At 58.8% G+C, this 15,854-nt stretch carries 13 protein-coding genes and 1 pseudogene; 6 read left to right on the top strand and 8 right to left on the bottom strand.

Features of this window, described 5'->3' with window-relative positions; genetic code table 11:
* Positions 1-152: 152 nt before the first annotated feature.
* Positions 153-1,785 (bottom strand): annotated as a pseudogene (locus tag RYB09_RS11975) (methyl-accepting chemotaxis protein).
* A gap of 208 nt (positions 1,786-1,993) precedes the next feature.
* On the opposite strand from RYB09_RS11975, the gene RYB09_RS11980 reads away from it, so the two are divergent.
* Positions 1,994-2,422, top strand: coding sequence for a VirK family protein (locus RYB09_RS11980; protein WP_058402348.1), 429 nt, complete (start codon positions 1,994-1,996; stop codon positions 2,420-2,422).
* Positions 2,423-2,746: 324 nt separating this feature from the next.
* Here the strand turns inward: RYB09_RS11980 and RYB09_RS11985 are convergent, their stop codons facing one another.
* On the bottom strand, positions 2,747-3,199 hold the full coding sequence (locus tag RYB09_RS11985; RefSeq protein WP_316888586.1) for a DUF3237 family protein: 453 nt from the start codon (positions 3,197-3,199) through the stop codon (positions 2,747-2,749).
* 402 nt (positions 3,200-3,601) lie between these two features.
* On the opposite strand from RYB09_RS11985, the gene RYB09_RS11990 reads away from it, so the two are divergent.
* On the top strand, positions 3,602-4,369 hold the full coding sequence (locus tag RYB09_RS11990; RefSeq protein WP_005746440.1) for a C1 family peptidase: 768 nt from the start codon (positions 3,602-3,604) through the stop codon (positions 4,367-4,369).
* 5 nt (positions 4,370-4,374) lie between these two features.
* Here the strand turns inward: RYB09_RS11990 and RYB09_RS11995 are convergent, their stop codons facing one another.
* Positions 4,375-5,574 (bottom strand): XylR family transcriptional regulator, encoded by a 1,200-nt coding sequence (locus RYB09_RS11995; RefSeq protein WP_316888587.1) that lies wholly within the window; start codon positions 5,572-5,574, stop codon positions 4,375-4,377.
* Positions 5,575-5,756: 182 nt separating this feature from the next.
* On the opposite strand from RYB09_RS11995, the gene xylA reads away from it, so the two are divergent.
* The 4 genes from xylA to RYB09_RS12015 all read left to right on the top strand — a co-directional run bounded on the left by xylA (position 5,757) and on the right by RYB09_RS12015 (position 11,001).
* On the top strand, positions 5,757-7,073 hold the full coding sequence (gene xylA / locus RYB09_RS12000) for a xylose isomerase (RefSeq protein WP_316888589.1): 1,317 nt from the start codon (positions 5,757-5,759) through the stop codon (positions 7,071-7,073).
* Positions 7,074-7,212: 139 nt separating this feature from the next.
* On the top strand, positions 7,213-8,214 hold the full coding sequence (gene xylF, locus RYB09_RS12005; RefSeq protein WP_054077933.1) for a D-xylose ABC transporter substrate-binding protein: 1,002 nt from the start codon (positions 7,213-7,215) through the stop codon (positions 8,212-8,214).
* Between the two features lie 93 nt (positions 8,215-8,307).
* Positions 8,308-9,864, top strand: coding sequence for a D-xylose ABC transporter ATP-binding protein (gene xylG, locus RYB09_RS12010; protein ID WP_219169125.1), 1,557 nt, complete (start codon positions 8,308-8,310; stop codon positions 9,862-9,864).
* The gene (locus RYB09_RS12015) at positions 9,865-11,001 is read left to right on the top strand and encodes a sugar ABC transporter permease (RefSeq protein WP_058408103.1); all 1,137 of its coding nucleotides are present in this window, start codon (positions 9,865-9,867) and stop codon (positions 10,999-11,001) included.
* Between the two features lie 22 nt (positions 11,002-11,023).
* On the opposite strand, the gene RYB09_RS12020 is transcribed toward RYB09_RS12015, so the two are convergent.
* From RYB09_RS12020 to RYB09_RS12040, 5 genes are read right to left on the bottom strand one after another with little or no spacing between them, the layout of a single operon-like run.
* Entirely contained in the window at positions 11,024-11,458 is a 435-nt protein-coding gene (locus tag RYB09_RS12020; protein WP_316888591.1) for a RidA family protein, read from the bottom strand.
* A gap of 40 nt (positions 11,459-11,498) precedes the next feature.
* Complete coding sequence (locus tag RYB09_RS12025) at positions 11,499-13,082, bottom strand: flavin monoamine oxidase family protein (protein ID WP_316888593.1); 1,584 nt, start codon at positions 13,080-13,082, stop codon at positions 11,499-11,501.
* 22 nt (positions 13,083-13,104) lie between these two features.
* Positions 13,105-14,034, bottom strand: a complete 930-nt coding sequence (locus tag RYB09_RS12030; protein WP_005733125.1) for an ABC transporter substrate-binding protein — start codon at positions 14,032-14,034, stop codon at positions 13,105-13,107.
* Positions 14,035-14,062: 28 nt separating this feature from the next.
* Positions 14,063-14,848, bottom strand: coding sequence for an amino acid ABC transporter ATP-binding protein (locus tag RYB09_RS12035; protein ID WP_057401204.1), 786 nt, complete (start codon positions 14,846-14,848; stop codon positions 14,063-14,065).
* Positions 14,841-15,815 (bottom strand): amino acid ABC transporter permease, encoded by a 975-nt coding sequence (locus RYB09_RS12040; RefSeq protein WP_316888596.1) that lies wholly within the window; start codon positions 15,813-15,815, stop codon positions 14,841-14,843. The genes RYB09_RS12035 and RYB09_RS12040 overlap by 8 nt, the downstream gene beginning before the upstream one ends.
* Between the last annotated feature and the right edge of the window lie 39 nt (positions 15,816-15,854).

The following is a 15,854-nucleotide window of genomic DNA, read 5'->3' on the forward strand; positions in this document are numbered from 1 at the left end:
CCTGCGGTTACGCTGGCAACGGCGCAGAGCCTGGCTTGCAGGCTATTGCGCCGAATTGCGTCTAGGCTGATAGCCGACGCTTCAGGCCCAAGGCGGCGAACACATTGTCGATTCGCTGTTGTCCGGGCAACAGCAAGGTCATGCCTGACTGCTTAGCCAAGCTTGAACTGCCTAAGGGTAGTAGTCAGATCACTCGCCAGTTCGGCCAGCGACTGACTGGCACTGCCGGTCTGGCCGGTGCGCACTGCCGACTGCGCCGACAAGTCACGGATTCGAACCAGGTTGCGATCCACTTCGCGCGCGACCAGCGCCTGCTCCTCAGAAGCGCTGGCGATCACCGTATTTCGCTCATCGATGACCATGACCGAACTGGCGATACTGGCCAGCACGGCGTTGGCCGACTCGGCCTGCTGTTTGGTACGTTGGGCCTGCTCGGTACTGACTTCAAGCGCCACCAGCGTGCTCTTGGTGCCCTGCTGGATGTGCCCGATCATGGTCTCGATCTCACGGGTCGACTCGCTGGTGCGATGAGCCAGCGCGCGAACTTCGTCCGCAACTACGGCAAAACCCCGCCCTGCATCGCCAGCCCGTGCCGCCTCGATGGCGGCATTGAGGGCCAGCAGGTTAGTTTGCTCGGAGACTGCGCGAATAACATCCAGGACCTTGGTGATATCCAGCGTGCGGGTTGCCAGCGCCTGCGCCTCGACCGACGCGGTGCCGACATTGCGCGTCAGTTCAAGGATCGACTGAACGGTTTGATTGAGCTCTTCCTGACCTTCGCGGGCCGACACCGAAGAGGCTTTGGATTCTTCCGAGGTGGCCACCGCATTTCGCGCTACTTCGTCGACCGCCTGGCTCATCTCGGTAACGGCGGTGGCGGCCATTTCTATCTCGCTGTTCTGCACCACAAGATCAGCGTTGCTGTTGACCATCAGCACACTCATTTGCTCTGTGGCCGAGGCCAATTGGTGAGCGGCATCGCCCACCTGGGTCAGGGTCTGGCTCAGATTGCCGCGCATGCGCTCCATCGATTGCAGCAAAAGGGCCGCTTCATCAGTGCCCTCACGGTTGATTGGGCTGGGGCGCAGGTCGCCCGCAGCAATGGTTTCCGAGCTGTGCAGCGCCTGACTGATCGGCACTGCCAGACTTTTGGTCAGGCGCCAGGCGAGCAATACGGTCAGCAACACCGTCAGAAACATAACCCCCTGAGTGACGATCAGGGCGTTTTCATACACCGACGTCGCTGCAGCGCTGGATTCGGCTTCGGAGTCATCATTGATCTTTTCCAGCTTGCCAAGGGCGGCTTCGATACTTTCCGCCATGGCCTTCATCTCGCCCCAGACGAGCGCCCTTCCGGCCTCTGCCTGATTCTCGTTGATCAGCGTATAGACCTTTTCGCCACGCTCGATGTAGCCCTGATAAGTGCTCTTCAGACCCTCTACGAGCGCGCGCTCTTCATCATCGGTGATCAGCGGGTCGTAGGCCTCTACGGCCTTTTGAAAACCGGCCTTCCTTTCAAGGAACTCGTTGTGAGCCTGAGCTACCTGCCTGCGCAAGATCATGCGTGGCAAGCATTTTGGCCACGGTGGTGCGGGTTTTCTCGACCGCAAGGGCAATATCGTCACCCAGCGCAATCCCTGGAAGCGCGTCGTTTTCGATTTCAAGCGATTGCTCACGAATACCGTGCAATTGCTGAATGCTAAAAATACCAAGCCCGAACACCAGCACCACCATCAACGCAAAGCAGGCGGAGGTCCGCGCGGCTATTTTCAGCTGTCTCAGCATGTTCAATCCCCTTCCCGTGGCTGACGAATAAATTAGCACCGTCATTTCTATCGGCTGATCGAGAAAAAGAATGAAGAACGTCGAATCAGAGCCGTGCCACTGCTATTCAGGGCCCACTTCAAGGAAACCTTATGGTAGGTTTCGCGACGCTCGATAACCACGAGATGACGGGTCTTTTCAACCTTCAGACTGACTTACTGGAGTTGCCATGAAACATTATTACGCTGCCGCATTACTTGCCCTTGCACTGCCCGGTGCTGCTCACGCTGGCGACGCGCTGGTCAGCTACCCCGCTATCATCCAGGCGTTGAACACCGGAGAGTCGGTAGCTGTGGCGATTGATCTTGGGCAATGCAAGTCCTCGGTCGCGGGTGCCGAGCCGTCCAAAACCAAAGGCGGCAAACGCATTGATGCCTACCGCATCACTCCCGACGGCACCCTCGCGTTCTCGGACAGCCACTTCACCCTCGATCGCGATAACAAGCCCATCGAGCAGTTCATTCGCTACCAGATACGCTCTAATGGCAGTGCCGTATTCAGCATGACGACGCTGAGTGTTCCCGGCTACCAGCAGGTCGGCAATCCGGTGAGTTATGAATGCGCGATCGGCAAAGGACTAAGCTTTTTTGCCAGCTAGTAACGGTCACGCCACAACCAAATGAACCAGACATATATCCGGCGTGGGCGACAGACCGTCCTCACGCCCATGGAAGTAACGCTTGAATTGCTTATTGGTGGACAATTTCGAGCACTTCAAAGCCGACTGATAAACTGAGAATGGTTGAACCCAGCCTGCACGCAAGCCGCCCTGTCAGACTGACCAGTCTCTGGTTATATACATAACCAGCAAAAATGATTTAAACGCCATCACGCCGACCCGCCAAGTGTCAGCGACAAGGTTTATACCTTGATAACACACTTGACACTTGCTTTCACACCCACGCGCTTCTTTGAAGGCTCTCTATATCTCGTTAACCTGATAAATACTGACACGCAGGCGGTCATCCCCGGCTTTTATATTTAATCTGCCGACGTACAGGTTTTTCTGCAGGTAATCATGAGCGCCGGAAGGAACGCTGAACTGTTTGCTGCACGTGCACCGACAGCGCGATTCGGCGAATGACGCGCGGTCCGTTTCATCGAAGGCCACGAGCCCTTCTCCGACGACATCTATCTTTATTCCGTCGTCAGTCAGCAAGGTGTAGTACAGGCTGAATCGTGCAAGGTTGTCATCCTGGGGCACGAGAAAAAGGCTGCCTCCCGGAAGAACCTGCCCCTGCAATCGATCGCCGTTGAATTCGCCTCCCAGTACCTCACCGCTGCTACGCTGCCCCCGCTGAGGATTGCAAAGCGCTTGCGGCGTATCGATACGCAGGTGAGCAGTCATTATTTCATGCAGTTGCATCGTATCCATCCCTCTACCCCTCATCTTGCATGTGGCGATTTGCGCTTCGACCATAACTGTACCGAGGTGTATCTTTTAGCCCGTACATCGCATGCTGTCAATTTAAATGTACCGACCGGTACGCTTATAGGATTAGGATAAGCGTCTATAAAGCAGTATCGTTTTGCCACTTTCGATAAGGCGCTTTGGCTCGTATCAAGCGCAAAAAAAAGCAGTAATTCTATTCCGCAGGCCCATTTAACAAACTGGTTAATATGGCCCGCTGCTCAACTAACAGTACTGGCCAAATGAATCCACCCGGCCAACTCATAGTTCACTACTTACTAAACGAAGTTTAATCCGCGCCTGCCAAAAACCTGTTTACATGAGCGCTGTCAAATTTTCTGACAGTGTCTTACAAGGAGATACGAAATGACCTATACCGTAAAACAGTATGGATGGATTCGCGATCTGCCTGATCATCGCGATCATCTTTATGCGGCGCCGACAACGGCGCTGGCGGCGCTTCCACACATGGTTGATCTGCGCCACCATTGCCCGCCCGTATACGACCAGGGCCAACTGGGCAGTTGTACCGCGAACGGTATTGCCGGAGCGATTCAGTTTGATCGCATGAAGCAAAAGCTGACGCCGGCGTTCGAGCCCTCGCGGTTGTTTATCTATTACAACGAACGGGTCATTGAGCATACCGTCGATTCGGACAGCGGCGCGATGATACGCCACGGAATTAAAAGTGTAGCGGAGCAAGGTGATTGCCCTGAAAAAGAGTGGCCTTATGACATTGAAAAGTTCGCTGTCAAACCTCCGGCTGCCTGCTACAAAGACGCAAGAAAATACAAAGCGGTGTCCTACCAGAAAGTTGCGCAAAACCTCAACCAGATGAAAGGCTGCCTGGCGGCAGGTTATCCGTTTGTCATTGGTTTTTCCGTCTACGAGAGCTTTGAAAGCAAGAAGGTCGCCCAGACCGGGCATGCCCCGATGCCGGGCCCTCACGAAAAGATGCTCGGAGGGCACTGCGTGTTGGCAGTGGGTTACAACGATGCCCATCAGCATTTCATCTTGCGCAACTCATGGGGTACTGGCTGGGGCATGGAAGGCTACTTCACCCTGCCCTACAGCTATCTGCTGGATGAAAATCTGTCCACCGACTTCTGGACGATAAGGGTCGTGGCTGCCTGACCTTCTCAGGCACCTGGGCATTGCACTGCCGCATTGACACATTGCAGGTACTCTCGCGGCGTGCAACCAAATTCCCGGCGAAATACCGTGTGCAGGTATTGCGCCGACCGGAAACCACAATCGCGGGCGATGTCGGCAATTGCGCAGTCAGTGTTTTGCAGCCCGTGTGCGGCAGCGGCCAGTTTGAAACGCAGGATCTCGTCATGCACGCTGCAGCCCCGCACCCGGCGAAAGTGCGCCTCCAGCGACGAGCGCGAAACGCCCACATAAGCCGCTACCTGCGCGGTCTTGATACCCTGGCACGCGTACTGCCGGATAAACAGCAACGCCTGCATCACATAGGGGTCCCCCAACGGTTGATGCAGACTCGAAGCCTGTACGTTGACAGCGTCCGGCGGTATCAGAATGTGGGTGCCCGAAGACGGCATGCCGTGCAGCATCTGGTGCAGCAGGCGCGCGGCGGTTCGGCCCATGGTGTCGGTGCCTTGAACCACCGAGCTCAACGGCACCCGCGTGAGGGTTCTGGTCAACGGATCGTTGTCGATGCCGATCAGCGCCACTTGTTCGGGCACAGCAATTCCGGCAGTCAGGCAGGCCTGTAGCAACTGACGGGCGCGGGCGTCGGTCACCGCGATGATGCCGATCGGCTTGGGCAGGCTTTGCAGCCAGGCGATCTGCTGTTCTACAGCGCTGTCCCAGAGCGGTGCACTGGTGCCTAAGCCGCGATAGACCTCGGCGTGCAGGCCGTCGCGCTGCAGCAGTCGACGAAAGGCCTGCTCGCGCTCCTGCGCCCAGCGATTGGCCTGAGCCTCAGGCAGACTGAAGCAGGCAAAGCGGGTCAGCCCGGCCACTATCAAATGCTCGTAGGCGGCCTTGATCAAGGCGTGGTTGTCGGTCGCGACATAGGGGATTCCCTTCGGGTAGGCGCGCTCATCCTGGTAGGAACCGCCTACCGCCACCACCGGCAGCCTGATGCCGGCCAATGCCTCACCAATCAGCGGGTCGTCGAAGTCGGCAATGATCCCGTCACCCTGCCAGCGCTCGATGCCTTTCAGGCGACAGAGAAAATCTTCCTCCAGGAACAGATCCCAGGACACCCGGGTACTGCTGAGGTAGTTACCGATGCCGCTGATGATGCCGCGGTCATAGATCTTGCTGCCGTTGAACAACAGTGCAATGCGGTGAACGGGGGGTACGGTTTTCATTATTTTTATGCCGGATTTTTATATCGATTCGATAAGCACTACGTCGCTCAACACAGACTAGGCCCGTAAAGGACCAAGCTCAATACTCAAAATCGCACTGTGCGTTGACGATTTTCATAATCAGCAGGCCCAAGGCCGTTGCTAGTATCGAGGCATCGCCAAGAACAATAAGGAAAACGCAGATGCCGTACTTCCCCGCCGTCGACAAGGTTCGCTATGAAGGCCCTGACAGCGACTCGCCCCTTGCCTTTCGCCACTACGATGTCGACAAACTGATTCTCGGCAAACCCATGCGCGAGCATTTGCGCATGGCGGCCTGTTACTGGCACACGTTCGTCTGGCCGGGTGCCGACATGTTTGGTGTCGGCACCTTCAAGCGCCCATGGCAAGGTTCCGGTGACCCGATGGAGCTGGCTATCGGCAAGGCCGAGGCAGCGTTTGAGTTCTTTTCCAAGCTGGGCATTGATTACTACAGTTTCCACGACACCGACGTGGCGCCGGAAGGCAGCTCGCTCAAGGAGTATCGCAACAACTTCGCGCAAATGATTGATCAGCTGGAGCGTCATCAGGAGCAAACCGGGATCAAGCTGCTGTGGGGCACCGCTAACTGTTTCAGCAACCCGCGCTTTGCCGCAGGGGCCGCCAGCAACCCGGACCCTGAAGTATTTGCCTACGCCGCGACTCAGGTGTTCAGTGCCATGAACGCCACCCAGCGACTCAAAGGGGCCAACTACGTCCTGTGGGGCGGTCGTGAAGGCTACGAAACCCTGCTCAATACGGACCTCAAGCAGGAGCGCGAGCAGTTGGGCCGCTTCATGCGCATGGTGGTCGAGCACAAACACAAGATCGGCTTCAAAGGTGACTTACTGATCGAGCCCAAGCCACAGGAGCCCACCAAGCATCAGTACGATTACGACAGCGCCACGGTGTTCGGTTTTCTGCAGCAGTACGGCCTGGAAAAAGAGATCAAGGTCAACATCGAAGCCAACCATGCGACCCTGGCCGGGCACAGCTTCCACCACGAAATTGCCACAGCAGTCTCGCTGGGGATCTTTGGCAGCATCGATGCCAACCGCGGCGACCCGCAGAACGGCTGGGACACTGACCAGTTCCCCAACAGCGTCGAGGAGATGACCCTCGCCACCTACGAGATTCTCAAGGCCGGTGGTTTCACCAATGGCGGCTACAATTTCGATTCCAAGGTCCGTCGTCAGAGCCTCGACGAAGTCGACCTGTTTCACGGCCACGTCGCCGCCATGGATGTGCTCGCCCTGGCGCTGGAGCGCGCAGCGGCCATGGTGCAAAACGATAAGCTTCAGCAGTTCAAGGACCAGCGCTACGCAGGCTGGCAGCAGCCTTTCGGAAAGTCGTTGCTGGCGGGTGAATTCAGCCTCGAGTCGCTTGCAAACCATGCATTCGACAACGAACTGAACCCACAAGCCGTCAGCGGTCGGCAGGAATTGCTGGAAGGTGTGGTCAACCGCTTTATCTACTCCTGAAACCAGGCAGAACGGACGCCGCATTGACATTATTACGACAAATCTGTGCCCGCGGCGTCCGACAACGTTCTACAGTTGCACCGGCATTACACTGCACATCATGAAGTGTCTTTCGAACAACAATAAAAGGACGCACCCTATGAACACCCTGAAACGCACGCTGCTTGCCAGCGCTCTGGCCTTGCTGTCCCTGCCGGTCATGGCCGACTCCGCCCACCCGAAAATCGGTTTTTCCATCGATGACCTGCGTCTGGAACGCTGGTCACGCGACCGTGATTACTTCGTTGCGGCAGCGGAGAAACTGGACGCCAAGGTCTACGTACAGTCGGCGGATGCTAACGAGCAGAAACAGATATCGCAGATCGAAAACCTCATCTCTCGCGGCGTCGATGTGCTTGTCATCGTGCCGTTCAACGCCACCGTGCTGACCAACGCCGTTGCCGAAGCCAAGAAGGCCGGAATAAAAGTGGTGTCTTATGACCGGCTGATCCTCAACGCCGACATCGACGCTTACATCTCCTTCGATAACGAAAAGGTCGGCGAAATGCAGGCCGGCGGCGTACTGAAAGCAGCGCCCAAGGGCAACTACTTTTTGCTGGGCGGAGCCCCCACTGACAACAACGCCAAGATTCTGCGCGAAGGTCAGATGAAGGTGCTGCAGCCAGCCATCGACAAGGGCGATATCAAAATCGTCGGCCAACAGTGGGTGAAGGAATGGAACCCCACGGAAGCCCTGAGCATTGTTGAAAATGCCCTGACCCGAAATAACAACAAGATCGATGGCATCGTTGCTTCCAACGACGCCACCGCCGGGGGCGCGATTCAGGCGCTGGCCGCACAGAAACTGGCCGGCAAAGTGCCTATCTCGGGGCAGGATGCGGACCTGGCGGCGGTCAAGCGGGTCATTGATGGCACCCAGACCATGACCGTCTACAAGCCACTGAAGCTGATTGCCAGCGAAGCCGCCAAACTGTCGGTGCAACTGGTGCGCAACGAGAAGCCTGCCTTTACCGCGCAGTACGACAATGGCAGCAAGAAAGTCGACACCATCCTGCTAACCCCGACACCGTTGACCAAGGACAACATCGACCTGCTGGAGAAAGACGGGTTCTACACCAAGGCGCAGATGGGCGGCCAGTGAGCTATCGATAATTAGTCGATAGAAAGCCTGGGCCTGTGCAGCACGGCTGCGCAGGCTCAGGCACGCCCATGAATCCCCGTGTGAGCCCGTGCCATGTCCGACTACCTGTTGCAAATGAACGGCATCGTCAAAACCTTTGACGGCGTCAAAGCCTTGAACGGCATTGACATCAAGGTCCGGCCCGGTGAGTGCGTCGGCCTGTGCGGCGAAAACGGCGCGGGCAAGTCCACGCTGATGAAGGTGCTGTCGGCGGTTTACCCCTACGGCACCTGGGAAGGCGAGATTCTCTGGGACGGCCAGCCGCTCAAGGCGCAGTCCATCAGCGAAACGGAAGCAGCCGGGATCGTCATCATTCATCAGGAACTCACGCTGGTGCCTGACCTGTCGGTGGCCGAAAACATCTTCATGGGTCATGAACTGACGCTCCCCGGTGGGCGCATGAACTACCCGGCCATGATCCACCGCGCCGAAGTGTTGATGCGCGAGCTCAAAGTGCCAGACATGAACGTGGCTCTGCCGGTTTCCCAGTACGGCGGCGGTTATCAGCAACTGGTGGAAATCGCCAAGGCACTGAACAAAAAGGCGCGCCTGTTGATCCTCGACGAGCCGTCCTCGGCCCTGACACGCTCGGAAATCGAGGTGCTGCTGGACATCATTCGTGACCTGAAAGCCAAGGGCGTTGCGTGCGTGTACATTTCGCACAAACTCGATGAAGTGGCGGCCGTGTGCGACACCATTTCGGTGATCCGCGATGGCAAGCATATCGCCACCACCGCCATGTCGGACATGGACATCCCGAAGATCATCACCCAGATGGTCGGTCGCGAAATGAGCAACCTTTACCCTACCGAACCCCACGAGATCGGCGAGGTGATTTTCGAGGCGCGAAACATTACCTGTTACGACGTCGATAACCCCGGACGCAAACGGGTCGACGACATTTCGTTTGCTCTCAAGCGCGGGGAAATTCTCGGCATTGCCGGGCTGGTCGGCGCAGGTCGCACCGAACTGGTGTCCGCGCTGTTCGGTGCCTACCCGGGCCGATATACCGGTGAAGTGTGGCTGGATGGCCAACCTGTCGACACACGCACGCCGCTCAAATCAATCCGCGCGGGCTTGTGCATGGTTCCTGAAGACCGCAAGCGTCAGGGCATTATTCCGGACCTGGGCGTTGGTCAGAATATCACCCTCGCGGTCCTCGACAGCTACTCGAAAATGACCCGCATCGACGCCGAAGCCGAGCTGGGCAGCATCGACCGGGAAATCTCGCGCATGCACCTCAAGACAGCCAGCCCGTTCCTGCCGATCACCAGCCTGTCCGGTGGCAATCAGCAGAAAGCCGTGCTGGCGAAGATGCTGCTGACCCGCCCGCGCGTTCTGATTCTCGACGAGCCCACCCGCGGCGTCGATGTGGGTGCCAAGTACGAGATCTACAAGCTGATGGGCGCGCTGGCGGCCGAAGGTGTATCGATCATCATGGTCTCCTCGGAGCTGGCCGAAGTGCTGGGCGTGTCCGACCGTGTGCTGGTGATTGGCGAAGGCCAGTTGCGCGGCGACTTCATCAACCATGAACTGACTCAGGAACAGGTACTCGCCGCAGCCCTCAGCCACCCCGATGCCCCTGACAATAATGCCCGGAAGACCGCATAGATGAACCAGGTCAAACAGTTCTTCACCCGCTACAAAATGCTTGCGCTGGTGATTGCCATCGCGGTGATCTGGCTGTTCTTCAGTTGGCAGACCGACGGCGGGTTTCTGACCCCGCGCAACCTTTCCAACCTGCTGCGGCAGATGTCCATTACCGGCATTCTGGCGTGTGGCATGGTACTGGTGATCATCAGTGGCGAGATCGACCTGTCGGTGGGTTCATTGCTGGGCCTGCTCGGTGGCCTGGCGGCGATTCTCGATGTGGTCTACCACGTGCCGCTGCTGGCAAACCTGAGCGTGGTTGCGCTATGCGGGCTGATGATTGGCCTGGCCAACGGCTACATGACGGCCTACCTGCGCATTCCCTCCTTTATTGTCGGGCTGGGCGGTATGTTGGCCTTTCGAGGCATTCTGCTGGGGATCACCGGTGGTACGACCATCGCCCCGGTATCGCCTTCGCTGGTTTACGTTGGCCAAGGGTATTTACCGCACTCTGTCGGCACAGGGCTTGGCGTACTGTTGTTGGCGCTGACGTTGTTTCTGACCTGGAAACAACGGCGCAACAGAGCACTGCACGGGCTGGCGGCACACTCGATGATTCGTGATGTGTTACGCGTGGTATTGATCGGCGCTGTGTTGGGCGGGTTTGTCTATGTGCTCAACAGCTACGACGGAATCCCCGTTCCGGTGTTGCTGTTGCTGGTCCTGCTCGGTGTGTTCAGTTATGTCACCAGCCAGACGGTTTTCGGACGTCGCGTCTATGCGGTGGGCAGCAACATGGAAGCCACGCGGTTATCCGGCATCAACGTACAGGCCGTAAAACTGTGGATCTTCGGCATCATGGGCGTCATGTGTGCCTTCGCCGGGCTGGTCAATACCGCACGCCTTGCTGCAGGCTCGCCCTCGGCCGGCAACATGGGCGAACTGGACGCCATTGCCGCCTGCTTTATCGGCGGCACGTCCATGCGCGGCGGCTCGGGCACTGTCTACGGTGCCCTGCTTGGCGCGCTGGTCATCACCAGTCTCGATAACGGCATGTCCATGCTCGACGTCGACAGTTACTGGCAGATGATCGTCAAGGGCGGCATCCTGGTGCTGGCGGTGTGGGTGGACGTCAGTACCCGGGCCGCACGGCGATAGTCGAGCAACTGACGGCACTGAATCAAGCGGGTCTGGCCGCGATGGCTTCGACCTCGATCAGCGCACCGGGCAATGGCAGCGCCACTACCTGCGAAGCGGTGCGCGCAGGTTTCAAGGGTTGCTCGGGGGTGCCGAAAAACTGCGTGTAACCGGCCTGCAGTCCCGCAAAATCAAGCTTGCCGCCGGTTTCCTCGGCCCCCACCAGAAACACTCGTAACTGCACGATATCGCCCAGGTCAAGATCCTGTTGCCGGAGGATATTGCGCAGTTTGTTGAACACCGAAACGCTTTGCACTTCAGTGTTGCCATAGGCGGCAGGCGTGTCCGCGGGAGCGTGTGGGTCGGCAAGGTCGGGTAAAGTGCCGCTGATGAACACCAGGCTGGCCGAGGCAGGCACGGTCACGGTTTGCGAGATTGGAAAATCGCCGACGCTGGTGCGTTGAATGCTGTCGCTCATGGTGTCTCTCCCCAATGGATGTTGATGCTGCGATAAAGGCTCACGACGCCGCGAGGGCCGCCGTCTGCCGTTGCTGGATGACCCGCTCGGCCAGTTGACCGACCACATGGCGCGCCGAATTGGCGGCTGATTCCTGCCAGATACCCACGCCGCTCTGCACCAGCCCGTCGCCAGCGAAGTAAACCCGGCCATGAGGTTCATCCAGCAAGGCGCTGGCGTCGGCCGGGAAATGTTCGCGTTGCAGCCACGGGCCTTCGCTGTAAGGAATCTGCTCCCAGGACACGGCCAAGGGGTTACGCAAGTGATGCGAGTAACCGGGATGCAGCAGTTCGACCGCCTCTCTGGAGGCTGCGTATTGCGCCTCGAACGGTTTCGCGCCGAACACGTCGGCACCCTCCCCGGTCACGTAACCGGCGACGAGCAGGCCATCGCGGGTGTTCAAGTCATTGCTCGGGTACCACAGCAGGCGCGCCGGATGGTCGATCCAGGACAACCCGCCATAGGTGCGGTAATCGGTTTCCCAGAAGCGCGGGGATTGCCACGCCACCTTGGTCGCCTGATCGTTGCGGGTGCTCAGCAAAGCGGCCTTTACCGGATTACTGAAGTCGGTATCCAGCCTGGCCAGCAACGGCAACGGCAGGGTCGACACCAGATAATCGGCGCGTACTACCTGTTCACGGCCACTGTGTCTGTCGTGATAGGTGACCGCCACACCGTCTTCCAGTTGACGAATCTGGCGCACCTGCGCGCCCAGTTGCACCTGTTCGGTGAGGCGCTGGTAAAAGGCGTCGGTGATGCGGTCCATACCGCCGACCGGCTGAAACATGGTCGCCGAGAACTCGGGAAACTCAGTGTGCAGCAGCGCGCCCCACAGCTCGGGATGTAGCAGGCGCTCCAGCCCTACCGGCTGCGCACTGGTCGGCAATGCCCCCGGATGCGAGAGCGACTCCTGATGTCCGGAACGCAGGCTGCCCTCATAAGCCAGTTCCTGCGAGAGGTCGCCATACACCTGCAAAAACGCTAACAGGCGCTGACGCTCTTCGCCGCTCAACACATCGTCCAGAGCATCGCGCTGCACCGCCGTGGCCAGTAGACCCGAGAGGTGGCCGCGGGCATCGTTGATAGCCTGGCCGACAGTGAACGCGGGCTGTTGCAGGTCCGGGCGGACCTGAGCGCCATGGCTGCTGTTGACCAGCACTTCAAGCGGCACCCCCAGCTCGCTGCAATAGTCGAGCAGCGTGCGGTGCTGGCTGGGAATCCGCGCTGGCCCGGCATTGAAATACAGCCCGGGATCAAAGCCCACGGTCTGCGTGCGACCGTCCTTGTAGTCCACCTGATCGCCGCTGCGCAACGTCCAGTTGCGGCCGCCCACTCGATCACGGGCCTCCAGCACTTGCACAGTAAACCCTGCCCGCGTCAATTCCAGCGCAGTCACCAGCCCGGCGATTCCGGCACCCAGCACCAGTACGCGAGTGCCCTGCCCCAGCCCGTTTCCGAGTTTCAGAGGTTTTGGCCGCCGGTGTGATGAAGGCCCCAGCCCCAGTACCGCAAGCGCGTCCTTGACGGCTTTTTCGCCACCTACCGCAGCAATGCTGGAAAGTGCTTCACGTCGTGTCAGTCCCATATCATTTGCTCCCTTGAAGGCCTCAATCCGGTAAGCCGGGCGGGTTGATCAGCGACTTGTCGACGCGCTCCACATCCAGGCCCCAGCGCTGCAACACTTGCTCGTACTGCCCGCCGGCAATCGCGCCTTCAAGGGCGGTATGAATCGGTTTGACCAGACCGTTGTCCTTGCGCGTGGTCACTGCGATATCAGCCTGCAATGGCCAGCCGCCGTTAACCGTGCCGACCCGCTTGATGCCTCCGGTGATGGCGGCCGAGTAGGCATACACCGAATTGGGCCCGAACAGCGCATCACTGCGCCCCGACTGAATGGCAAGCTGCGCAGCCGCCTGATCATCGAAATACTGCAACAGCGCAGGCTTGATACCTGCCTTTTCGTTAGCCTCGTTCCACGCCAACAGGACCTTTTCCTGATTGGTGCCGGAGCCGACGATGATCTTCAGCCCCGCGATGTCCGACGCCTGTTTTATCTCACTGATTTTGCTGTTGGTCTTGACATAGAAGCCCAGGACATCCTGGCGGTAGGTGGCGAAATCGAAGCGTTTCTTGCGCGCTTCGGTCACGGTGACGTTACTGATGACTGCGTCGTATTTGCCCGAACTGACGCCCAGTGGCCAGTCCTCCCAACTGGTCTGCACCACGTTCAATTGCAGGCCCAGGCTGTCCGCCACCAGTTGCGCGGTGTCGGCCTCGCTGCCGATGGTGGTCTTGTCATCATTGGCCAGCAGCGCCAGGGGCGGCCCCGCCACACCGGAGACGGCCACGGTGAACTTGCCTGGCTGGGCAAACTTGAAGCCCGCCGGGATCTGCGCAATGGCCGCTTCGTTACGCGGTACATGAATGCGTTGTCGGTCAGGACTGAGGTCGACCGGTTGCGCGGTGGAAGCAAAAGCACTTTGCGCCACGCTGACGGCTATCGTCAGCAGGGCTACGCGGGCGGTATTCACTAGCATCAGCAATCACTCCTTGAAAGCGGGAAATTCACAGCACCTTGCCGAGAAAGGCAGCGGTGCGAGGGTGTCGGGGATGGTGGAAAACCTGTTCCGGCGGCCCTTGCTCAATCAACTGGCCCTCGCACAGAAACACCACGTGATCCGCCACTTCCCGGGCAAAGCCGATCTCGTGGGTCACTACCACCAGCGTGACACCCAGTTGCGTGAGCCCTTTGATGACATCCAGCACCTCGCCGACCAGCTCGGGGTCGAGGGCTGAGGTAGGTTCATCAAACAGCAGCACCTTGGGGTCCAGCGCCAACGCACGCGCAATGGCGACGCGCTGTTGCTGGCCTCCGGAAAGCTGGCGTGGGTAAGCGTCCACTTTGTCTGCCAGGCCAACCCTGGCCAGCAGTTCACCTGCTCTTGCCTGCGCCTCGGCCTTGCTCCAGCGTTTATGGGCCAACGGTGCTTCAGCAATGTTTTCCCAGGCAGTGAGGTGCGGGAACAGGTTGAAATTCTGAAATACGAAGCCGACCTCGATGCGCCGCTTGAGGATTTCGCGCTCCTTGAGCTCATAGAGCAGATCACCCTTACGCCGATAACCAACGTAGTCGCCGTCGATGGTGATGTAACCGCTGTCGATCTTTTCCAGGTGGTTGATGGTGCGCAACAGCGTGGACTTGCCCGAGCCGGACGGCCCGAGAATCACCGTGACCTTGCCCGGCTCAATGCTCAGGTCAATGTCCTTGAGCACCTGCTGGCTGCCAAAGCGTTTGCCCACGCCCTGGATCTGAATGCGCCCTGCGCGCACGGGTGCAGAGGCTTCACTCATGATGCTTCTCCTTCAACCAGCCGCGCACTCGCTGCAAGGGCGTGGGCGGCAAAACACGCGCCGTGCCACGAGCAAAGTGTCGCTCGACGTAGTACTGCGCGCTGGTCAACAGCGTGGTGATGATCAGGTACCAGACGGTGGCAACAATCAGCAGCGGAATCACCGCCTGGGTACGGTTGTAGATGACCTGCACGGTGTAAAACAGCTCTGGCAAGGCCAGCACGTAAACAATGGAAGTGCCTTTGACCAGGCCGATGATTTCGTTGAAGCCCGAAGGCAGGATCGAGCGCAGTGCCTGGGGCAGAATGATGCGGAAAACCCGACGCGAAGCCGGCAAGCCAAGGGCTGCAGCGGCTTCATGCTGGCCAGCATCGACACCGATCAGCCCGCCACGAATGATTTCTGCGGTATACGCCGCCTGCATCAGGCTCAAGCCCAGGACCGCCACGGTGAATTGACTGAGCACGTCGACCGTTGACCATTCGGCGAAGACCAGATCGGTAAACGGCACACCCAGTACGATGTGGTCGTACAGGTAGGCGAAATTGTAGAGAATGATCAACACCAGCAGCGCCGGCATCGAGCGGAAAAACCAGATGTAGCCCCAGGCCAGCGCCGCCAGCAGCGGTGAGCCCGACAGGCGTGCCAGCGCCAGCGCCGTGCCGAGAATGATGCCAAACACGGTGCTGAGCAGTGTCAGCAGCAACGTCTGGGCCAGGCCGCGCAGCACTGACGGCGAGAAGAACCATTGCCCGAACACGCCCCACTCCCAGCGCGGATTGGTCGCCAGCGAATGCACGATGGCGACCAGCACCAGTGCAGCGAATATCGACCCCACCCAGCGACCGGGATGCCGGGCGGGTACTACTTGCAACGCCTTGATCGGTGGTTGTGCTACCCGGCTCTGGCGCAGCGGGTACCGGCTGGGCTCGTCGATGAAGTCATAGGGTTTGGCGACAGTGGGCATGCTTGTTCCTCGCACTCAATGGGGGGTTTCAGGTGCTGG

This window comes from Pseudomonas syringae group sp. J254-4 (assembly GCF_032586855.1).
Lineage (GTDB): Bacteria > Pseudomonadota > Gammaproteobacteria > Pseudomonadales > Pseudomonadaceae > Aquipseudomonas > Aquipseudomonas amygdali.